This window comes from Mycolicibacterium obuense, assembly GCF_055397605.1.
This window is the reverse complement of the sequence record NZ_AP043663.1, coordinates 1,000,083-1,016,471: the sequence shown is the minus strand read 5'-3', so window position 1 is coordinate 1,016,471 and position 16,389 is coordinate 1,000,083. Positions and strand designations below refer to the sequence as shown.

Sequence of the window (16,389 nt, the reverse complement as noted above, 5' to 3'; positions counted from 1 at the left end):
ACCGGTCATGCCTTTCATCGATTCCGTAGACCCTCAGTACTACCTGCTCGAGATCTGCGAAGACGGGGTGGAGAAGAAGGAGGATGGCACGCTCCTCAGCACTGCGATCGTCGAGGCGGCGGGTGCCGGCGTGACCGACATCTTCATCGCCAGCCACGGCTGGAAAGGGGACGTGCCAGCCGCTCTGGACCAATACGGTAGGTGGTTCCCGAAGGTGGCGCAGCAGGATGCCGACCGCGCTCTGGTGAACACGAAGGTGCCCGGGTTCACCCCGTTGATCGTCGGGGTGCACTGGCCCAGCCTGCCCTGGGGCAACGAGCGCGGCGGTCGGGGCACACTTGCGGCCGGGGACGACGAGCTGGCCGCAGAAGCCACGATGGGCCCCGCCGACCTCGTCGGCCGCTATACCGATCGCATCGCCAACTCCCCTGAAGCCGTTGCGGCGCTGGAGCGCATCGTCGCGGCCGCCGACGACGAGACCACCGCGCTGCAGATCCAGAGCGGCGAGATACCAGAGGAGCTCGAGAAGGCCTACCGGGACCTCTTCGCGGCGAGCGGACTCTCCGGCGACAGCGCGAGCGCTGCGCCGGGCTCCGATCTGCCCGCCTTCTCTCCGCAGTTGATCGCCGAGGGCTGGATCACCGAGTTGAGCGGCACCGACCCCGCCGCGGTCAACCCGGGCATCCTGGGCGACGGGCTGTTCGCCTCGGCCAGGGACATCATCTTGTCCCCGGTGCGTCAGCTGTCGTTCTGGACGATGAAGAAGCGGGCGCGTGTGGTCGGTGAGCGCGATGTCCACCGGGTCCTGCGCCAACTGCAGACCGCCGCCCCGTCGGCCCGGATTCATCTGATGGGGCACAGTTTCGGCTGCATCGTCATGACGGCCGCGCTGGCCGGCCCGGTGTCGGGTGGGGTGCCGACCGATCCGCTGCCCCGTCCTGTCGACACCCTGTTCCTGGTGCAGGGCGCGATGTCGCTGTGGTCTTTCGCCGACGAGATCCCCTACGCACCATTCGGGCCCGGCTTCTACCGTGCGCTCCGGGCGCAGCCGCCCGCGGTCCGAGGGGCGGTGGTGACCACGCGCTCGGAACACGACAAGGCGGTCGGCGTCTGGTACCCGCTCGGCGCCCGCCTCGGTGGCGATCCCACCCTGGGTGCCGAAGGCCCGCCGAAGTGGGGCGGCATCGGCAGCTACGGCATCCAGGGCACCGAGTCTTCGGAAGACCTGCCGATCGTCGACGATGTCCGGCACCAGTACGGCTTCGTCCGCGGCGGCATCTACAACACCGACGGCAATTCCGTCATCACGGGCGGCGACCGGCTCTCGGGCGCCCACAGCGAATTCGTGAACGACGCCGTGGCGCATCTGTTCTGGCAGGCCGTCCTGACGTCTTTGTGACCCGCCGACGTCACGGGGTGTAGGCGCACGCGCGGCGGGTATGCCGCCGCCATGTCCGATCATGGCTTACTCGTCATCGGCAGCGGCCCCGCGGGACTCAGCGCTGCCGAGGCCTACCGTTCCGAGCGGCCCGACGCCCCGGTGCGCATCGTCAGCGCCGACGTCAGCCACCCCTACGACCGACCTCCACTGAGCAAGGACTTCCTGCGCGGTGAGACCGAGGACGTCACCCTCCATCCCGCCGAGTGGTTCACCGAACGCAACATCGATCTCACCCTCGGTACCGCCGTCGAGAACATCGACACCGCTGCCCGGACGGTCACCGTCGACGGCACTTCGTACAGCTATGACGCCCTCGTGCTGGCAACCGGCGCCAGCCCGGTGCCGCTGTCGGTTCCCGGCGGCGAGCGCGTTCTGCAGTTGCGTTCTCTCGACGACGGCCGGCGGTTGCGGGATGCAGCGAGCTCGGCGCGTTCCGCCGTGGTGATCGGCGCGGGTTTCATCGGCTGTGAGGCGGCGGCATCGCTTGCCAGCCGCGGGCTTTCGGTGACGTTGGTGGCGCCCGATGAGGTCCCGCAGCAGAAGCGGCTCGGAGACGAGGCGGGCCGGCGGCTCACGGCGCTTGTCGAAGCGACAGGGGTCACGTATCTCGGTGGCGTCAAGGTGACCGCTGTCGACGACGGCGCCGTGCATCTGGACAACGGCACCACGCTCGATGCTGACCTGGTGCTGGCCGCCACCGGCGTGACGCCCAACAGCAGCCTCGCCGAGAGCCTCGGGATCTCCTTGGAGCAGTCGCGGGTCCCGGTCCAGGCGGACATGAGCACCAGCGTCAACGGCGTGTACGCCGCGGGTGACGTTGCGTTCGCCGTCAACACGGCCGCCGGCCGGGCACTGGCGGTCGAGCACTGGTTCGATGCCGAGTCGCAAGGCAAGATCGCCGGCACGTCGGCGGCGGGCAAGGACGCCAGTTGGTCTGACGTACCGGGCTTCTGGACGACCATCGGCGACGCCGACGTCAAGTACGCCGCGTGGGGCGACGGGTACGACGAGAGCACGTTCGTCGAGCACGAGGACGGCTTCACGGTCTGGTACACCTCCGACGGTGCGACCGTGGGTGTGCTCACCTACAACGCCGACGACGACTACGAAAGCGGTGAGAAGCTGATCACCGAGAGGAAGCCACCGCCCGCCGCGACGTAACCCCTTCGCGACTGGGCAAAGCCATCCGCGACACGCCGCTGAGGCCGTATCCCCCGCACACTCGCGCGACCTAGTGCGAGAAGTCGGCGAGCTGCTCGGTGAGCTCTTCGGCGTAGCTCAACTGCCGCGTCAGGTCGTCGCACGCCTTCACAGCGCGCGCATGGCAGGCGGCAAGGTAGGCCCTCGCTGTGCTCAACTCCACCGCGCTCGCGCCGTCAGAGGTGACGACGTCAAGCGCCTCGAGGAGTTGCCGCATCTCGTCGAGAGTGAAGCCCAGCGGCTTCATTCGCCGGATCGCGAGCAGACGGTCGACGTCGTCAATGGTGTAGAGCCGGAACCCGCCGGCAGAGCGGGCCGACGGAACCACCAGACCGACCTCGTCGTAATGCCGAATCGTCTTGATGGACAGCTCCGTTCGCGCTGCCACTTCTCCGATCTGCCACACCTCGCCGCTCATTCAGTGTGCTCCGGTCAGCTGCCCCGACAGCCGCGCATGACGCTCCGCACTGTTGTCGTTCATCCCGATGATGGAGACCGTCTTGCCCTTCGCAGCGTATTTCGTCGTGATGGCATCCAGCGTCGCGACGGTCGACGCATCCCAGATGTGCGCCTTGCTCATGTCGATGACGACGTTGTCCGGGTCACCGGCGTAGTCGAACTGGTACACCAGGTCGTTGCTGGACGCGAAGAACAGTTCCCCCGTCACGACGTAGACCTTGGTGTCGTCGGCGTCGGTCTCGACGGTGTCGACCTCGGTGAAGTGCGCCACCCGGCGCGCGAACAGCACCATGGCCGCCAGAGTGCCGACCGCCACCCCGTAGGCCAGGTTGTCGGTGGCGACGGTGACAGCGACGGTCGCGAGCATCACGAAGGTCTCGCTCTTGGGCATGCGGCGCAACGTCTTCGGGTGAATGCTGTGCCAGTCCAGCGTGGCGACGGACACCATGACCATGACGGCGACCAGAGCTGCCATCGGGATGCGCGCCACGACGTCGCCGAGACCGACCACCAACGCGAGCAGAAACGAACCGGCCAGGAACGTGGAGATGCGCGTGCGCGCACCGCTGACCTTGACGTTGATCATGGTCTGACCGATCATCGCGCAACCGCCCATGCCGCCGAAGAATCCGGTCACCACATTGGCCACGCCCTGCCCGACGGCTTCGCGGGACTTGTTCGAGTGTGTGTCGGTGATGTCGTCGACCAGCTTCGCGGTCATCAGCGATTCGAGCAGTCCCACCAGTGCCATGGTCAGGGCGTACGGCGCGATGATCCGCAGGGTGTCCACCGTGAGCGGAATGTCGGGCATCAGGAGGCTGGGCAGGCTCGACGGCAACTGCCCTTCGTCGCCGACCGTGGGAACGTGCCACCCGGTCGCGACGGCCGCCGCAGTCAGGGCGACGATCGCGACCAGCGGCGCGGGTATCGCGGTCGTCAGCTTCGGCAGCGCGACGATCACGGCGATGCCGACGGCCACCATCGGGTAGACGAGCCAGGGCACGCCCAGCAGGTGCGGCATCTGCGAGAGGAAGATCAAGATCGCCAACGCGTTGACGAAGCCGACCATCACGCTGCGCGGCACGAATCGCATCAGGCGAGCGACGCCCAACGCGCCGAACACCATCTGCAGCACGCCCGCCAGGATCACGGCGGCGATCAGATAGTCGAGCCCGTGGCTGCGCACCAGCGGTGCGACGACGAGTGCGACGGCACCGGTCGCGGCAGAAATCATCGCGGGTCGGCCGCCGACGATGGCAATGGTGACGGCCATGGTGAACGACGCGAACAGGCCGACTCGCGGGTCGACGCCGGCGATGATGGAGAACGAGATCGCCTCGGGGATCAACGCCAGCGCCACGACGAGACCAGCCAAGACCTCGGTGCGGAGACGACGCGGCGATCGCACCGCCACCAGAACAGACTGCTGTTGTTGGGGCGTCGACGTTTCCGGCGCAGCACTCATCGGCGGTCCTTTCGCGAAGCGGAAAGCTATGTCTGGAGCCGGCTTTCGAACCGCTCAGAAGGGCCCGCGAGCATGGAGCATGGAAACGGGCCTCGCTGAACTCTACCCCTGGGGGAGGGTTGGTCCGCAAATCACGTCGCGCAGATCACACTCGTCGCGTCAGCCCTTCGGATGCTCCGCCCGAAACGACACGACCACCTCGTCGGCCACCTTCACTGCGCCCATCATCAGCGAGTAGGGCTTGACGCCGAACTCGGCGTGGCTGACCGAGGCGTCGCACGTCATCCGCCACGCCGAGCCCAGATCCTTCACCCGAAGGTCGACCGACCTCGGCCGTGACGTGCCGTGGATGTCGAGGGTGCCGTTCAGCTGGTAGCCCCCGTCGATGGCCGTGACGATCTGGTCGGCCGAGAACCGGATCTGCGGAAATCGCTTCGCGTCCAACGTCTTCAGGGCATTGGAGCGGGCCAGCGACTTCTCCACACCTGACAGATCCTTGACTCCGCCGTCGCCGCGCACCACCTGCAACGAGTCGACCTCGACGGTCAGCTCCACCGCCGACGGCTGGTCACCCGACCAGGTGACCGTTGCCTGCCAGTCCGTCATCGCGATCGTCAGCCGGTGTCCCACCGCCGACGCCGGTCCGGTGACCCCGGTGGTCAGTAGCAGCTCGCCGTGGGAAGGATCCAATGTCCAGGTCATCGGTTCACGCTACGCCCCGCCGTGAGTGTGCCCCGACTGTGCGATGCCATCCGCGACACGCGGCGAAGGCCGTATCAGGACGCACATTCGCGACGCTCTACGCCTCTCGCTGCGCCAAGCGTTCCCGCTGCGGCACCACCACGTATTTGGGGTCCTGGGTCGACGCCACGCCGGCCTCGAACACCCCGAAGCGTTGCAGAGCGCTGCCCGCGAGAAGGGCGGCACCCGAGGCGGCGACGGCCCAGCGTCGCCGCCCGGAGACCACGGCACCGAGAGCGCCGCCGACGGTGAGGATTTCCGACGCCTGCCGCAAGCGATGCGGCCGGCCGGTGGTGTAGGCCTCCCCGACCAGCCCGAGCTTGCGCTCCATGGTGCGTGACGCGGCCACTTCCAAAGCCGCCCCGGCGACAGCCATCCGCCGCGCGGGCCCGCTCTGCGACACCGGCGCGGCCAGCATGCCCAAACCCGCTCCGCTGGCGGCCGCTGAGCCGGTGAACACGAACGGCAGGTACGGGTGCGCCTCATTCCAGGCCGGAACCGCTGTCTGCGACAACAGGACTGCCGTGTACGACGCCACCGCGGGGGCGACCGCGGCGGCTTCCAAGCCCGCCGGTCGCGCCGCCCACGTCAGCAGCCTGCCCAGCCGCGAGCGCCGCAACCGGGACGGCATCAGCTCGGCGGCGGCCGCGAGCCCCGCGCCCGGACCGTAGGCGCCGAGAATCCAGGTACCCATGCTCATCGGCGAACTCGGCTTGGCGACCCGCAGCATGTGATGGAACCGCTCAGGGCGGCCGAGATCCCCGATCAGGAAGTACATGCTCGCCAGCAGGCTCACCAGCGCCCCGAGGCGCGACACACGACGCAACTCGGTGCGGCCGGTCAGGTCGGCTCCGGCGCCCAGCATCGCCGAGCCTGCCGAGAGTCCGCCGCTGAACAGGTACGCCGCGATCATCCAGTTCCACACCGGCGTCTTGAGGATCTGCCTGCCGTAGTACGAGCGGAACTCCGCCGGCGGTACCGCCATGTCCTCGCGTCCACCCCGGCGGTGCCGCGTCTGTGCGTTGCGGTCCGACGCGTCTGTGTCGCTGAGCTTTTCGCGCATCAGGTCCGCTTCCCGACGAACGCCGACACCGCGATGCCGACGAGCGCGGAAGCGGCCATACCCGCGTAACGCCACATCGCCCCGGCGTCGCGCGTGGGCACCACCGGGTCGGGCGGCAGCCCGTACACCTCCGGTTCGTCGAGCAGCAGGAAGAACGCCCCGTCGCCACCCACGCCGTCGTCGGGTGATTCGCCGTAGAGCCGCGCATCGGTGACGCCGCGCTCGTGCAGCGCATCGAGGCGTTGCGCGGCACGCTCGCGGAGTTCGTCGAGCACACCGAACTGGATGGAGTCGGTCGGGCATGCCTTGGCGCAGGCCGGCTCGAGCCCGTCATGCAGGCGGTCGTAGCAGAGCGTGCACTTCCACGCTCTGCCGTCACCTTCCCGTCGCTCGATCACGCCATACGGGCAGCCGGAAACGCAGTAGCCGCAGCCATTGCAGATGTCCTGCTGCACAACGACGGTCGAGAACTCGGTGCGAAACAGCGCACCGGTCGGGCACACGTCCAGACAGCCGGCGTGCGTGCAGTGCTTGCAGACATCGGACGCCATCAGCCATCGGAAGTCGGGCAGCTCCCCCACCATCTCGACGGCCTTCTGCGTGACCTCGGGCATGCCCAGATCGACCGGCGGTTTGCCCGGTTGCTCGATGAACGCCACGTGCCGCCACGAGTTGGCACCCAGGTTTCCGGTGTTGTCGAACGACATGCCCAGCAGATTGAACCCGTCGCCTTCACCGGAGACGGGCACGTCGTTCCACTCCTTGCACGCCACCTCACAGGCCTTGCAGCCGATGCACACCGATGTGTCGGTGAAGAACCCGACCCGCGGCGGGTGTTCGTCGTCGTAGCCCGCATCACCCGCCGGATCGTGCAGCGGACCGTAGAAACTGTTGCCGCTCATGGTGTTTCCTCCGTGTGATCGGGAGAGATGTGCACCGTGTCCAGATCGGTGCCGGTGGCCTTGGTGATCCCTGCCCGTTCGCGATAGGCCGCGAGGTACTCCAGCAGCGCGGGGCCGCGTGGTCGTCGCCCCGGTTGGATGTCGCATGTGGCGACCTTGCTCTCCTGGATGAAGACGTTCGGATCAGCGACCACACCCAACAGGTCGTTGACCACGTCACCGTCGATCAGCCCGGAGCCGCCCCAGTGGTAGGGCATCCAGATCTGATGCACCACATGGTTGTCCACGCGCAGCGGTCGCATGCGTTCGGTGACGAACACCCGGGCGTCGACGGCCGCGCGGCTGGTCACCACGTGCGCCCAGTCCATGTGTCTCAGGCCACGTTCGGCCGCCAGCGCCGCCGAGACTTCGACGAACAGCGCGGGCTGTAGCTCTGCCAGATACGGCAGCTGCCGGCTCATGCCGCCCGCGGTGTGGTGTTCGGTCAGCCGCGCTGCGGTGAACACGAACGGGAACACCTCACCGTGCGCATCAGGCCACGACGGGTTCGACGGATTGTCTTCGCGCCCATACACTTTGCGCGCCGGATTGCCCTGCTGCGGGTACAGCGGATTGCGCACCGGCGATTCGTGCGGCTCGTAGTGGGTCGGCAGCGGGCCGTCCAGCACACCATTGGGCGCGAACAGCCAACCCTTGCCGTCGGCCTGCATGACGAACGGGTCGTCACCGCGCAGCGCCTCGACGCCGACCGCATCCGGAGACGGCCGGTAATCCGGCTGCTTGGTCTTCTCGAAATCCGGTACGTCGTAACCGGTCCACTCGCCGGCAGAGGCGTCCCACCAGACCAGCTTCTTGCGCTCGCTCCACGGCTTGCCGGCCGGGTCGGCCGACGCCCGGTTGTACAGCACCCGGCGGTTCGCAGGCCACGTCCAGCCCCACTCGTTGTCGTAGGGGCCCTGCTCGGTGTGCGGCTTGCGACGAGCGGCCTGGTTCACCTCGTCGGCATACACGCCGCTGTAGATCCAGCAGCCGCACATCGTCGACCCGTCGGCCTTCAGCTCGGTGTAGCCGCTGACGGCGCGGTCGGTGGCGAGGTCGACGCCGCTGATCCGACGCAGCACGTCCGCACCGGAGGGTTCGTCGCCCTCCATCTGGTAGTCCCACGACAGGTCGAGCAGCGGTCGATCGCGCTCATCGGTTGAGCTGGAGAGCTTTTCGCGCAGGATACGGCCGAGGTGGTAGAAGAACCACAGCTCTGAGCGGGCGTCGCCCGGCGGCTCGACCGCCTTCTCGCGCCACTGCAGCATGCGTTGGGTCTGGGTGAAGGTGCCGGCCTTCTCCACGTGCGAGGCGGCCGGGAACAGGAACACCTCGGTGCGGCACGTCTCGGGGCTGATCTCGCCGGTCTCGATCTCCGGCCCGTCTCTCCAGAACGTCGCACTCTCGATCTCGACGAGGTCGCGCACCACCAGCCAGTCGAGATTCGCCATGCCGAGGCGTTGCAGCTTGCCGTGCGCGGAGCCGACGGCGGGGTTCTGCCCGAGCAGGAAGTAGCCGAACACCTTGCCGTCCACCATGTCCATCACGGTGCGGTAGGTGCCGTGGTCGCCGTTGATGCGCGGCATGTAGTCGAAGCAGAAGTCGTTCTCCGGCGTGGCCGCGTCGCCCCAGTACTCCTTGAGCAGCGACACCATGTAGGCATCGGCGTTGTGCCAGAAGCCTTTCTGGTTGCGACTGGTGATGGCGTCCACGTAGTCGGCCAGGGTCTCCTGTCCGGCCCGCGGCATCGCGAGGTAGCCCGGAAGCAGGTTGAACAGCGTCGGCACATCGGTGGAGCCCTGGATGCTGGCGTGCCCGCGCAAGGCGAACACCCCTCCGCCCGGCCTGCCGATGTTGCCGAGCAGGAGCTGGATGATCGCTCCGGCGCGAATGTACTGCGCGCCCAACGTGTGTTGTGTCCAGCCCACGCTGTACACCAGTGCCGCGGTCTTTTCGCGACCCGACGCCGACGTCCACTGCCGCGCGACGTCGAGGAACTGCGCGGCCGGCACGCCGCACACCCGCTCGACCATCTCGGGGGTGTAGCGGGCGTAGTGCCGCTTGAGCACCTGGTACACACAGCGCGGGTCCTGCAGCGTGGGGTCGGACGGGATATCGGCGGCACCCTGTATCGGTGCGCCGCCGGAGCCCTGCTGATCCGGTGACGCGTGCTCCTTGGCCTCTGCACCGCCGCCTTCGGCGTCGGTGTTCTGGTACTGCCACGTCTCGGGGTCGTAGGACGCCGTCGCCTCGTCGTATCCGGAGAACAACCCGTCGAGATCCTCGGTGTCCTGGAAGCCCTCGTCAACGAGGAACGACGCGTTGGTGTATGCGGTGACGTACTCCCGGAAGTCGAGCTCGTTGGACAGGATGTAGTTGATCACCCCGCCGAGGAACGCGATGTCACTGCCCGCGCGCAGCGGCACGTGCCGGTCGGCCAGCGCGCTGGTGCGGGTGAACCGCGGGTCGATGTGGACGACCTGCGTGCCGCGCGACTTCGCCTCCATCACCCACTGGAAGCCGACGGGATGGGCCTCGGCCATGTTCGACCCCATGATGACGATGAAGTCGGAATTGGCGAGATCCTGCTGGTAGTCCGTCGCCCCGCCGCGACCGAAGGAGGCCCCCAGACCGGGAACCGTGGCGCTGTGTCAAATGCGCGCCTGGTTCTCGATCTGTAGGGCGCCGAGCGCGGTGAACAGCTTCTTGATCAGGTAGTTCTCTTCGTTGTCGAGCGTGGCGCCACCGAGGCTGGCCAGCCCCATCGTGCGGCGCAGCGTGTTGCGGTCGGAGTCGAACTGCTGCCAGCCCTTCTCCCGGGCATCGAGCACCCGGTCGGCGACCATGTCCATCGCGGTTTCGAGGTCGAGGTCCTGCCATTCGGTCGCGTACGGCGCGCGGTAGCGGATCTTGGTCAGTCGCTGCGGCCCGGTCACCAGCTGCTTGCTGGCCGAGCCCTTCGGGCACAGCCGGCCGCGCGAGATCGGGCTGTCGGGGTTGCCCTCGATCTGGACGACCTTCTCGTCCTTGACGTACACCTTCTGCGCGCAGCCGACGGCGCAGAACGGACACACCGAGTGCGCGACGTGGTCGGCTTCGGCGGTGCGCGGGGTCAGCGTCAGCGAGCGCCGCGACTGGGCGGCGTGGCCGCGGCCGAGCTTGTCGTCGCCGGTGAGTTGCCGGTACACAGGCCAGGATTCGAACAGCTTCTTGAAATCCACCCACCGCCTCCTTCGCCCGCGCCCCCACCGATCCAACCGCCGGTCGTGCCGGTTGGCAAGCGGGGACTACCCCGTGAACTGGAGGTTAACCTTGGAACCTCCTGTACAAAGGGTGCATGCTCGAGATCAGCCTTCTGACCTGGGGGGTGACGATCGGTCTGATCGTCACCCTGCTCGCCGTCGACTTGATCCTGGCCGCGGTTCGCCCCCACCGCGTCGGATTCAAAGAAGCCACCGCGTGGTCGGTGTTCTACATCGCCGTCGCCATCGCGTTCGGGGTGTGGTTCATGGCCACCTACGGGACCGACTTCGGCACGCAGTACTTCGCCGGCTACATCGTGGAGAAGAGCCTGTCGGTCGACAACCTCTTCGTGTTCGTGATCATCATGGCGACGTTCGCGGTGCCCGAGGAGCATCAGCACAAGGTGTTGACGTTCGGCATCATCCTGGCGTTGATCATGCGCGCGATATTCATCGCGGTCGGCGCGACGCTGCTGTCGCTGTTCTCGTTCATGTTCCTGATCTTCGGCATCCTGCTGATCTTCACGGCGGTGCAGCTGTTCCGGCACCGCGACGAGGACCCCGACGTCGAAAACAACATCATGATCAAGGCGACGCGGAAGTTCCTCCCGCTGAGCGACGACTACGACGGCGGGAAGCTGCTGACCCGCAGCCAGGGCCGCAAGATGGCCACCCCGCTGCTCGCGGTGCTGATCGCGATCGGCAGCGTGGATCTGCTGTTCGCGCTGGACTCGATCCCCGCGGTGTTCGGTGTCACGTCAGAGCCGTTCATCGTGTTCGCCGCGAACGCGTTCGCGCTGCTCGGTCTGCGCGCACTGTTCTTCCTGGTCAAGGGTCTGCTGGACCGCCTGGTGTACCTGTCGACGGGCCTGTCGATCATCCTGGCGTTCATCGGCGTGAAGCTGGTGCTGCACTGGGGCCACGTCGACATCAACCCGAACATCCCCGAGGTGAACACCTATCTGAGCCTGGTGGTGATCATCGCGATCCTGGCCATCACCACCATCGCGAGCCTGGCCAAGACCCGCAAGGATCCGAGCGCCAAGGCCCACCCCGGCTCTCTGCGGGCGACGCACAAAAACGTCAGCGAGTCAGAAGGCGCGTCCCGTCGGGACGGCGTCGGGTGACCCCGCGCGCGTCGAGCGCCTCGAGCAGGGGGACGGCGACGCGCCGGGTAGTGCCCAACGCACGTTTGGCGTCGGCGACGGTGAACGGCTGCGGCACACCGGCCAGGACCTCGGCCGCACGCTGATAGGCCTGCGGGCGGAGCACCACGCCGTCGGCGATCTTGACCAGCCGGCCTGCCCGCACCGCGGCCGCCAGCTCCTTGGCCCCAGGCGCAGTTCGGCGAGCTCGTCGGCGTCGGGCGCGCGGAACGGCTCGGCGGTCAGCCACTCCTCGAGCGTGCACACGGCTTTCTCCACGCGATCGGGCAGCGCGGCGCCGGGCGTGCGGATCCGCCCGTCGGCGACGGCGAGGCCGGTGCCCTCGGCCAGCGCGGTCACGAGCTCGATGGCGGGCAGCTCGAGGTCGCGCCGCAGTTCCTCGGTCGGCATGCCGGCGGCGATGTCATGCGTGGCTGACCAGCGCGCCACCGCGGTCACCAGCTGCTCACGCTGATCTGCCCACCATCTCCCGTCGACCACCCACTCCCCCACCCGCTCGCCTTCAGGCTCGAAACCCATGGCCCGCAGATCGTTTCCGCGTGCGCACACCGGCGGAGAGACCCGCCCAGTGGCGAGTTCGGCACCCCGGGCGCGGGCGTCGCCGCGGCGGCGCAACGCCGGTGGTGCGACGTCGAGCACCTCGACCCCGGCGGCGATGCGGTGTTCACCGGGGTCGCGCAGCAGCCCGATGTCGCCGATGCGCAGAGGCAGCGGACGCGGCAGTCGCAGCCGGGCCCCGTGGTCACCCAGCGGTCGCACGTGCACGGGCATCGAGGCGGAGCCGATGTGGAGCACCAACTGCTGCTGCAGTTTCCCGGCTGCACGCAGCGCGACGTCGATTTCGCGAGTGTCGCGCCAGGCGTCCGGAGTGCAGAGGGTGTCACCGCGCGTGACGCTGTGGTGGTCGACGCCGCGCAGGTTGACCGCCACGCGGGCCACCGCGGCGACCTCGGACCGGTCTCGGCCCAGGGACTGCACGCCGCGCACGGTGACGCGGCGGCCGTTGTGCACCAGGTCGTCCCCGACGCGGATTGTGCCCGCGGCCAACGTGCCCGTGACGACGGTGCCGGCCCCGCGCACCGTGAACGACCGGTCCACCCACAGCCGCACGTCGGCGTCGATATCCGGCGCCGGTAGCCGATCCGTCAGCGTCACGAGCTCTCTTCGCACCGAGTCGATCTCGGTGCCGAGCACGATCGTCGCGGCGGGAAGCTGCTGTCGCACTTGGTCGATGGCAGACGTGGGGTCGGCGAGGTCGGCCTTGCTGATCACGACCAGCAGGTGCTGCACGCCGAGGGCGCGCAGCGCGGCGGCATGCTCGTCGGACTGTGGCATCCAGCCCTCGGTGGCGGCGACGACGAACATGATGGCGGGGACGGGTCCGACGCCGGCGAGCATGTTCCCGACGAAGCGTTCGTGGCCGGGGACGTCGACGAAGGCGATCTCGCGGCCGTCGATGTCTGCCCACGCGAAACCAAGGTCGATGGTCAGGCCGCGGCGCTGTTCCTCGGCGAGCCGGTCGGGCCACATGCCCGTGAGGCGTTCCACCAGAGTCGATTTGCCGTGGTCGACGTGTCCCGCCGTTGCTACGACGAACATGACCGCACGGCCTCCAGAAGCGCCGCATCGTCCTCGGGCGCAACGGTCCGTAGGTCGAGCAGGCAGCGGCCGTCCTCGATACGTCCGACCACCGCACGCTCGCCGGTCCTCAAAGCCACCGCGTACTGCTCAGGGAGAGCGATTGCGACACTGGGTAATTCGACGTCCGGCGCGCCACCGCCGCCCACCGCGGACACGCAGTCGACGACCTCCGCGCCGGGCAGCTGAGCCGCCAACGAGGAAGCCCGGGCCCGTAACTCGGAAACGTCCGCGGTCAGCGCCTGCGTGACGGGCGGCGGCGGCCCGACGAGCGTGGCCTCCAGCGCGGCCAGCGTCAGCTTGTCCACGCGCAGCGCGCGGGCTGCGGGGTGGCGGCTCAGCCGCTCGATCAACTCGGAGCCACCGAACAGCAGCCCGGCCTGCGGACCACCGAGCAGCTTGTCCCCGCTCGCAGTCACCAGGTCGGCGCCGTGACGCAGCACGGTCGCGGCATCGGGTTCGTCGGGCAGCAGCGGATGCGGGCTCAGCAGACCCGAACCGATGTCGACCACCAGCGGAGAGTCGAGGGTGGCGAGCTCGCGCACCGAGACCGTCGAGGTGAAGCCGCTGACGTGGTAGTTCGACGGATGCACCTTGAGGATGAAGCCGGTGTCGGGGCCGATCGCGTCGGCGTAGTCGCGCAGGTGCGTGCGGTTGGTGGTGCCGACCTCGCGGATGCGGGCGCCGGTGGACGTCATGAGCTCGGGCAGCCGGAAGCCGTCGCCGATCTCGATCAGTTCTCCGCGGCTGACGATCATCTCCCTGCCGGGGGCGAGCGTCATCGCAGTCAGCAGCAGCGCGGCGGCGTTGTTGTTGACGACGTGCACGGCCTCGGCGGCGGGGACCGCGGCGGCCAATGCGGCCAGCGCGCCCCTGCCGCGGCGGGCCCGGCGGCCGGTCGCGAGGTCGAACTCGACGTCGGTGGCGCCGCTGGCGGTGGTCACGGCGTCGATCGCAGCCCGCGACAGCGGGGCGCGGCCCAGGTTGGTGTGCACGACCACGCCGGTCGCGTTGATGACGGGCCGCAACGTGGCCGCGCTCGACGGCAACGATGCGACGGCGTGGTCGGCGACCTGCTCGGGGTCGATCTCCCCGGCGCGGGCACGCTGCTGCGCCTCGTTGACCACGCTCTTGACCAGCACGCGACCCAGAGTCTGGGCCGCCGCGACGAGTCGCGGGTCGGCGAGCACGGCGTCGGTGCGCGGCACCCGCCGGCGCGGGTCACTCATGTCGGCGATTTCGGCGTGGTTGTCTGCGCTCAGCGACGACGAACACGCCGAAATCGCACGGGAAATGGCGGAGGCGGACGGGAATCGAACCCGCCAGCGACAGGAACTGCCGCTCAGCGATTTTGAAGATCGGGCCGGTCACCAGACCGGATACGCCTCCCTGAGCCACCTGTCCATCATGGCAGGGCAGCATGGACGCCATGACGCACCGGCTCACGCAGTACGCCCACGGCGGCGGATGTGCCTGCAAGATCCCCCCTGGTGAGCTGGAAGAGGTGGTCCGCGGACTCCAGCAACAGACGCCGGTGAATCCGCTCGGCGAGCTGCTCGTTGGCCTGGACGACGGTGACGACGCGGCCGCGGTGCGTATCGAGGGCGGCACCGCGCTGATCGCGACGACGGACTTCTTCACCCCCGTCGTCGACGACCCCTACGACTGGGGTCGGATCGCGGCGACGAACGCTCTGTCGGACGTGTACGCGATGGGCGGCCGGCCGGTGGTGGCGGTCAACCTGCTGGGCTGGCCGCGCGACGTGCTGCCGTTCCAGCTGGCCGCCGAGACGCTGCGCGGCGGCATGGACGTGTGCGTGCAGGCGGGTTGCCATCTGGCCGGCGGGCACAGCGTCGACGATCCCGAGCCGAAGTACGGTCTGGCGGTCACGGGTATCGCGGACCCGGACCGGTTGCTGCGCAACGACGCCGGGGTCGCCGGGGTTCCGCTGTCGTTGACGAAGCCGCTGGGCATCGGGGTGCTCAACAGCCGGCACAAGAACACCGGCGAGCGCTTCGAGCACGCGATCGAGACGATGACGACGCTGAACGCCGAGGCATCGCAGGCGGCCTTGGATGCCGGGGTGCGCTGCGCCACCGATGTGACGGGCTTCGGGTTGCTCGGGCACCTGCACAAGCTGGCGCGGGCCAGTGGGGTGACGGCGGTGCTCGACGCGGCGGCGGTGCCGTATCTCGATGGCGCGCGGGAAGCCTTGCGGGATGGGTATGTCAGCGGCGGCACGCGACGCAACCTGGACTGGGTTCGTCCGCACATCGAGCTCTCGGTCAGCGAGGACGAAGCGCTGCTGCTGGCCGATGCGCAGACCTCGGGCGGCCTCCTGATCGCCGGCGAGATCCCGGGTGCCCCGGTCATCGGAGAGCTGGTCCCCCGCACCGACCACACGATCATCGTGCGCTGACGCCCAGCGCGTGCAGCGCTGAGTCGACCACCCGGTCGACAAACGCGGGTCCCGTCTGCTCCCGGCGCCCGCAGATCCGCCAGAACACCGGCGCGGCAACCAGATCCAACACGTACTCGCTGTCGACATCCGGGGAGACCTCGCCGCGAGCAATTGCCGCGTCGATCACGGCCTGCCCGTAGCCTCGGCGGGCGGTTCCGACACGACGAGTCAGCGCGTCCGCCAGCTCAGGGTTACGCATCGCTTCGGCGAGCAGGTCGGGCAGGATGCGGGACATCCGGACCTCGCTCAGCCACGCATCGACACCGGCGACGAGCGCGGTGACGTCGGCGACCAGGTCATCCGATGGCACGGTCGCGGCCGCCGGAACGCTGAGCCCAGCCACGACGTCGAGCACCATCTCCTGCTTCGACGGCCACCGCCGGTACAGGGCGGCCTTGCCGGCTCGGGCTCGGCGGGCCACACCGTCCATCGAGAGCCGGCCGAAGCCCACGTCAGCGAGTTCGTCCAGGACTGCCTCGACGATCCCGTCTGTCACCTGAGCACGCAGGTTAGCTTTCGCCGTCACGATCGGAATACTATACGAGACGGAACCGTTCCGTTTCGTATGACAG

Annotated in this window: 12 protein-coding genes, 1 tRNA gene and 1 pseudogene; 4 read left to right on the top strand and 10 right to left on the bottom strand. The window is 68.5% G+C overall.

From position 1 onward, the window contains the following. Positions 1 to 7 precede the first annotated feature (7 nt). Both ACZ50N_RS04875 and ACZ50N_RS04870 read left to right on the top strand, forming a co-directional pair. Positions 8 to 1,399, top strand: a complete 1,392-nt coding sequence (locus tag ACZ50N_RS04875) for a hypothetical protein (protein WP_464474800.1) — start codon at positions 8 to 10, stop codon at positions 1,397 to 1,399. A gap of 51 nt (positions 1,400 to 1,450) precedes the next feature. Then, positions 1,451 to 2,602 (top strand): NAD(P)/FAD-dependent oxidoreductase, encoded by a 1,152-nt coding sequence (locus ACZ50N_RS04870; protein ID WP_464474799.1) that lies wholly within the window; start codon positions 1,451 to 1,453, stop codon positions 2,600 to 2,602. A 70-nt stretch (positions 2,603 to 2,672) separates the two neighbouring features. Here the strand turns inward: ACZ50N_RS04870 and ACZ50N_RS04865 are convergent, their stop codons facing one another. The 6 genes from ACZ50N_RS04865 to fdh all read right to left on the bottom strand — a co-directional run bounded on the left by ACZ50N_RS04865 (position 2,673) and on the right by fdh (position 10,531). Then, a complete protein-coding gene (locus ACZ50N_RS04865) occupies positions 2,673 to 3,059 on the bottom strand; it encodes a MerR family transcriptional regulator (protein WP_464474798.1) in 387 nt (128 codons plus the stop codon). Continuing rightward, entirely contained in the window at positions 3,060 to 4,565 is a 1,506-nt protein-coding gene (locus ACZ50N_RS04860) for a SulP family inorganic anion transporter (RefSeq protein WP_464474797.1), read from the bottom strand. It lies immediately after the preceding gene. A 159-nt stretch (positions 4,566 to 4,724) separates the two neighbouring features. After that, a complete protein-coding gene (locus ACZ50N_RS04855; RefSeq protein WP_277242370.1) occupies positions 4,725 to 5,267 on the bottom strand; it encodes a YceI family protein in 543 nt (180 codons plus the stop codon). 97 nt (positions 5,268 to 5,364) lie between these two features. Then, positions 5,365 to 6,369 (bottom strand): NrfD/PsrC family molybdoenzyme membrane anchor subunit, encoded by a 1,005-nt coding sequence (nrfD, locus tag ACZ50N_RS04850; RefSeq protein WP_464474796.1) that lies wholly within the window; start codon positions 6,367 to 6,369, stop codon positions 5,365 to 5,367. After that, entirely contained in the window at positions 6,369 to 7,271 is a 903-nt protein-coding gene (locus tag ACZ50N_RS04845) for a 4Fe-4S dicluster domain-containing protein (RefSeq protein WP_048424778.1), read from the bottom strand. Before ACZ50N_RS04845 ends, nrfD begins: the two co-directional genes overlap by 1 nt. Beyond that, the gene (fdh, locus tag ACZ50N_RS04840; RefSeq protein WP_464474795.1) at positions 7,268 to 10,531 is read right to left on the bottom strand and encodes a formate dehydrogenase; all 3,264 of its coding nucleotides are present in this window, start codon (positions 10,529 to 10,531) and stop codon (positions 7,268 to 7,270) included. The genes ACZ50N_RS04845 and fdh overlap by 4 nt, the downstream gene beginning before the upstream one ends. A gap of 116 nt (positions 10,532 to 10,647) precedes the next feature. On the opposite strand from fdh, the gene ACZ50N_RS04835 reads away from it, so the two are divergent. After that, positions 10,648 to 11,679 carry a TerC family protein gene (locus tag ACZ50N_RS04835; RefSeq protein ID WP_464474794.1) on the top strand — a complete coding sequence of 344 codons (1,032 nt, stop codon included), beginning with the start codon at positions 10,648 to 10,650 and terminating at the stop codon, positions 11,677 to 11,679. Here ACZ50N_RS04835 and selB read toward each other — a convergent pair. The 3 genes and pseudogenes from selB to ACZ50N_RS04820 all read right to left on the bottom strand — a co-directional run bounded on the left by selB (position 11,636) and on the right by ACZ50N_RS04820 (position 14,745). Continuing rightward, positions 11,636 to 13,317: pseudogene (selB, locus tag ACZ50N_RS04830) on the bottom strand (selenocysteine-specific translation elongation factor). The gene ACZ50N_RS04835 and the pseudogene selB overlap by 44 nt on opposite strands. Beyond that, on the bottom strand, positions 13,305 to 14,585 hold the full coding sequence (gene selA, locus ACZ50N_RS04825; RefSeq protein ID WP_464474793.1) for an L-seryl-tRNA(Sec) selenium transferase: 1,281 nt from the start codon (positions 14,583 to 14,585) through the stop codon (positions 13,305 to 13,307). Before selA ends, selB begins: the two are co-directional and overlap by 13 nt. A 65-nt stretch (positions 14,586 to 14,650) precedes the next feature. Next, positions 14,651 to 14,745: transfer RNA gene (locus tag ACZ50N_RS04820), tRNA-Sec, on the bottom strand. Between the two features lie 40 nt (positions 14,746 to 14,785). Here ACZ50N_RS04820 and selD point away from each other — a divergent pair. Beyond that, positions 14,786 to 15,775, top strand: coding sequence for a selenide, water dikinase SelD (selD, locus tag ACZ50N_RS04815; protein WP_464474792.1), 990 nt, complete (start codon positions 14,786 to 14,788; stop codon positions 15,773 to 15,775). Here the strand turns inward: selD and ACZ50N_RS04810 are convergent. Beyond that, positions 15,762 to 16,343, bottom strand: a complete 582-nt coding sequence (locus ACZ50N_RS04810; RefSeq protein WP_464474791.1) for a TetR-like C-terminal domain-containing protein — start codon at positions 16,341 to 16,343, stop codon at positions 15,762 to 15,764. The genes selD and ACZ50N_RS04810 overlap by 14 nt on opposite strands. Positions 16,344 to 16,389: the final 46 nt, after the last annotated feature.